At 69.2% G+C, this 4,401-nt stretch carries 5 protein-coding genes and 1 pseudogene; all 6 read left to right on the top strand.

Annotation, left to right across the window (positions count from 1 at the left end):
• The coding region (locus tag ACHWRX_RS10365; RefSeq protein WP_394659134.1) for an ATP-binding protein at positions 1 to 887 on the top strand (887 nt) is incomplete at its 5' end.
• Between the two features lie 69 nt (positions 888 to 956).
• On the top strand, positions 957 to 2,126 hold the full coding sequence (locus tag ACHWRX_RS10360) for a phage portal protein (RefSeq protein WP_394659133.1): 1,170 nt from the start codon (positions 957 to 959) through the stop codon (positions 2,124 to 2,126).
• Positions 2,123 to 2,428 (top strand): DUF6127 family protein, encoded by a 306-nt coding sequence (locus ACHWRX_RS10355; protein WP_288414255.1) that lies wholly within the window; start codon positions 2,123 to 2,125, stop codon positions 2,426 to 2,428. The genes ACHWRX_RS10360 and ACHWRX_RS10355 overlap by 4 nt, the downstream gene beginning before the upstream one ends.
• 2 nt (positions 2,429 to 2,430) lie before the next feature.
• Positions 2,431 to 2,829, top strand: coding sequence for an HK97 family phage prohead protease (locus ACHWRX_RS10350; RefSeq protein ID WP_394659135.1), 399 nt, complete (start codon positions 2,431 to 2,433; stop codon positions 2,827 to 2,829).
• 56 nt (positions 2,830 to 2,885) lie between these two features.
• A complete protein-coding gene (locus tag ACHWRX_RS10345; RefSeq protein WP_394659132.1) occupies positions 2,886 to 4,010 on the top strand; it encodes a phage major capsid protein in 1,125 nt (374 codons plus the stop codon).
• An 80-nt stretch (positions 4,011 to 4,090) separates the two neighbouring features.
• Positions 4,091 to 4,401 (top strand): annotated as a pseudogene (locus tag ACHWRX_RS10340) (hypothetical protein); the annotation flags it as partial.

Raw genomic sequence — 4,401 nt, 5'->3', positions numbered from 1 at the left:
AGCACAGCCACGCCTGGTGTGACGAGATCGCGAAGTGGGACAATGCCGGCGGCCGTGCCATCGCCGCGTGGGACAACCTGATGCTGGGGCTGAGGCTGGGCACGCAGCCCCGCATCGTCGCCACCACCACGCCGCGCGCGGTTCCGCTGATGCGCCGCCTGCTGGCCGAGCCCGAAGGCGAGATCATCGTCACGCGTGGGCGGACCGAGGACAATGCCCATAACCTGCCGCTGCGCTTCGTGCGCGATGTGCGGCGCAGCTTCGGGCGATCGCTACTGGGTCGTCAGGAGCTAGACGGCGAGATGGTGGAGGATCTGCCCGGGGCGCTGTGGACCCGCGCCATGCTGGAGGACTGCCGCGAGGACGGCCCGCCGAACATGACGCGGGTGGTGATCGGGGTCGATCCGCCCGCCTCGGGCCGGGGCGACGCCTGCGGCATCGTCGTCGTCGGGCTCGGCGCCGATGGCCTGGCGCGGGTCGTGCATGACGGTTCACTGGTGAAGCCCAGCCCGGAACGGTGGGCAAGCAAGGTGGCCCGCACCAGGGACTTGTGGAACGCCGACCGCGTGATCGCCGAAGCCAACCAGGGTGGCGAGATGGTCGGCTCCGTGCTTCGAGCCTCGGGTATTCCGATGCCGGTGAAGCTGGTCCACGCCAGCCGGGGCAAAGTGGCCAGAGCCGAACCCGTCGCCGCGCTCTACGAGGCCGGGCGCGTGCGGCATGCGGGGATCTTCCCCGAACTGGAAGACCAGTTGTGCGGCCTCATCACCGGCGGCGGCTACGAAGGGCCGGGACGCTCCCCCGACCGCGCCGATGCGCTGGTCTGGGCGCTGACCGAATTGATGCTGCAACCCCGCGGCGCGCCCAGCGTGCGGCTGGCGCTGTGATGCGCCGCTTTACCCCTGCCGCCGCGTCATCGCGCCGAGCCACACCAGCAAACCGAGAGAAGGCGTAAAATGTCGATCATCCAGTCGCTAGTCACCGCTTTCAAGGGCACTGAAAAGCGCGTGCCGCTGGCGCGTGGCTCCGCCTCGCCCTGGCATTTCGCCACCGGCACCGCATCGCGCGCGCCGTTCGAATACAACGCCGCCGTGCGTCGCGCCTACCTGGAGAACCCGGTGGCCCAGCGCGCCGTGCGCTTGGTGGCAGAGGGGATCGCCGGTGCGCCGCTGCTGCCCGCCGATCCGCGCTTGGCCTGCTTGGTGAGCGATACCAGCGCCGGGCAATCTCTGCTGGAAACGCTCGCCTCGCACCTCCTGCTGCACGGCAACGCCTTCGTGCAGGTGCTGAAGGATGCCCGCGGCTTTCCCGTGGAGCTGTTTGCCTTGCGGCCCGAGCGGATGAGCGTGGTCGCAGGGCCGGATGGCTGGCCCACCGCCTGGACCTACACCGTCGGCGGCCGCCCGGTGACGATCGCGTTGGAGGATGAGGACGCCAGCCCGAACCTGATCCACATCCGCCACTTCCACCCGGCGGACGATCACCACGGCGCGGGTTGCCTGGTGGCCGCAGAGCAAGCGGTGGTGATCCACAATGCCGCCGCCGACTGGAACCGCCAGATTCTGGAAAACTCCGCCCGCCCCTCCGGCGCGCTGGTTTACGATGGCGGCGATGGCGCGACGTTGACGGGCGAGCAGTTCGACCGCTTGCGGGACGAGTTGAGCCGGACCTTCGCCGGCGCGGCCAACGCCGGGCGGCCGCTGCTGCTGGAAGGGGGGCTGAAGTGGCAGGCCATGGCGATGACCCCGGCGGACATGGACTTCGCCACGCTGAAGTCCGCCGCCGCGCGCGACATCGCGCTGGCCTTCGGCGTGCCCCCTATGCTCCTGGGTCTGCCGGGCGATGCGACATACGCCAATTATCGCGAGGCCAACCGCGCGCTGTGGCGGCTCACTCTGCTGCCACTGGCCACCAAGCTGCTGGGCGCGCTGGCGGAGGGGCTGGCCCCGTGGTTCCCCGCCGAACCGGGCAAGCCGCTGCTGGCGATCGATCTCGATCGCGTCCCCGCGCTGGCGGAGGATCGCGAGCGATTGTGGGCGCAAGTCACCGCAGCCGACTTCCTGGATGATGCGGAAAAGCGCGCGATGCTGGGCCTGCCGGCAAAGAATGAAGGGAACATTTCATGAACAATGACATGCTAGCCGGTCTGCTTTCGCAAGCCCGCTCCGAAGGTGTCGATCTGGTCACCCTGCGCGCCATCGTCGAGGAGGCGAGCGAGCTGGGGGCCAAGCGCACACTGGCCTCGATCGGGCTGGACGATGCGCGTGCCTCGGGCGACTTGTCCGAACTGCGCGAGCTGCTGCGCGCCTGGCGCGATGCCAAGGCGAGCGCCCGCAACGCCGCGCTGGCCTGGATCGTGCGCGGGTTCTGCGCGCTGGTGCTGCTGGGACTGGCCGTGCGGCTGGGCGCGACGGAACTGTTGAAGTGAGCCTGCGCTTCGCCGGATATGCCGCGCTGTTCGGGCGGCGCGATGCCGGGCGCGATGCCATCCGGCCCGGTGCCTTCGCGCAGTCGCTGGCGGGTCGCCGCGATCCGCTGCCGCTGTTCTGGCAGCACCGCGCCGACCAGCGCATCGGCTGGGTCGAGCATATCGCCGAGGATGCGCGCGGCCTGCGCGTGATCGCCAGCGTCGACAATCCCGACGGCGGCGCGGGCCGGGCTCTCCTGCGGCGCGCGGTGACGGGGCTGAGCTTCGGCTACGCCACCCGCGCGGCTTCGCACTCGGCCAGCGGACGCGATCTGCTGGCGGTGGACCTTCTGGAAGTCAGCCTCGTCAGCTCCCCGCTGCAACACGGCGCGCGAGTGCATCTCGTCATGCCGCTCTCCTGAGAGACGGCCCCCTGCCCGGATCTCATCACTGCTTCACCACGAAAGGCCAATGCCCCATGGAAGATACCCAGATCCTTGATGCCTCGTTCGATATCGTCGCCCGCCAGGACGCCACCGATGCTGCGGTCGAGGCGCTGCGCAGCGATGTGGACGATGTGAAGTCCCGCCTCGATCGCGTCAGCCGCGCCGCGTCCCGCCCGGTGATCGGCGGCGCGGGCCAGACCATCGAAGTGAAGAGCTTCGTCGACGGCTATTTACGCCAGGGCCGCGAGACGGAGGTGAAATCGCTCTCCGGTGCGGTGGCCAGCGATGGCGGCTATGCCGTCCCGCGTGAGATCGACGCCCTAATCGCCACCCGCCTCAAGGACGTCAGCCCGATCCGCTCGATCGCGCAGATCGTGCAGACCGGCAGCGCGGGCTATCGCAAGCTCATCACCACCGGCGGCACTGCGTCCGGCTGGGTCAGCGAAACCGCCACGCGCCCCGAAACCGCCACGCCCAGCTTCGCCGAGATCGCCCCGCCCTCGGGCGAACTCTACGCCAACCCGGCGGCGAGCCAGGCGATGCTGGACGATGTCGCCTTCGATCTCGAAACCTGGCTGGCGGACGAGATCGCGGCGGAGTTCGCGCGGGCCGAAGGCGCGGCCTTCGTGACCGGCAACGGCACCAACCGCCCGCGCGGCTTCCTGTCCGGCACGCCCAGCGCCGCCGATGATTTCGCGCGCGCTTTCGGCACGCTGCAGTTCCTGGGCAGCGGCAACGCCACCAGCCTGGGCGCGGAGCCGGAAGAGAAGCTGATCGACCTGGTCCATTCGCTCAAGTCCGGGCACCGCCAGGGCGCCAGCTGGGTGATGAACGCGGCGACGCTGGCCGAAGTGCGCAAGCTGAAGACCAGCGACGGCGCTTTCGTGTGGCAACCCGGCCTGGTCGAAGGGCAGCCGGACCGCTTGCTGGGCTACCCGGTGGTCGAGGCGGAGGACATGCCCGATATCGCGGCCAACTCCTTCCCCATCGCCTTCGGCAACTTCCGCGCCGGCTACCTGATCGCCGAGCGTAGCGCCACGAGCATCCTGCGCGATCCCTTCACCAACAAGCCCTTCGTCCACTTCTACGCCACCAAGCGGATCGGCGGCCAAGTGCTGGATAGCGATGCGATCAAGCTGCTGAAGATCACCGCCTGATTTCAGCGCCTTCCCCTCTTCCCTGGTCGTTCCCGCGCAGGCGGTGGCGGCGAGGGAAGGGTCTTGCCCTCGGAGGTATCATGAACCGCATCATCCTCACCCCTGCCGCGCCGCCGCCCGCGGCACTGGCCGAACTGAAACAGTGGCTGGGCATCACTCTTTCCGCAGACGACACCCCGCTGGCCCTGCTGCTCGCCACCGCGATGGATGCTTGCGAGGCGTTCACCGGCCTGATGCCGCTGGAGCAGGGCTGCGAGGAAGTGCTGCCCTCCCACGCCTGCTGGCAAGTGCTGGCGACCCGCCCGGTGCAAGCGATCGTCAGTGTGGAGCAGATCGCCGGAGACGGCACGCGCGAAACGCTGGCGTCCGATCGCTACGAGATGGAATTGCG

The sequence above is a fragment of the uncultured Novosphingobium sp. genome, assembly GCF_964277725.1.
GTDB classification, from domain to species: Bacteria; Pseudomonadota; Alphaproteobacteria; order Sphingomonadales; family Sphingomonadaceae; genus Novosphingobium; species Novosphingobium fluoreni.
Note: the sequence above shows the minus strand (reverse complement) of the source record. Positions and strands in the feature narration are given on the sequence as shown.

Bases quoted from the DNA above. Each gene is read 5' to 3' on its own strand.
- ACHWRX_RS10360 (WP_394659133.1), top strand. From the start codon at position 957: ATGTCGATCATCCAGTCGCTAGTCACCGCTTTCAAGGGCACTGAAAAG.
- ACHWRX_RS10355 (WP_288414255.1), top strand. From the start codon at position 2,123: ATGAACAATGACATGCTAGCCGGTCTGCTTTCGCAAGCCCGCTCCGAA.
- ACHWRX_RS10345 (WP_394659132.1), top strand. From the start codon at position 2,886: ATGGAAGATACCCAGATCCTTGATGCCTCGTTCGATATCGTCGCCCGC.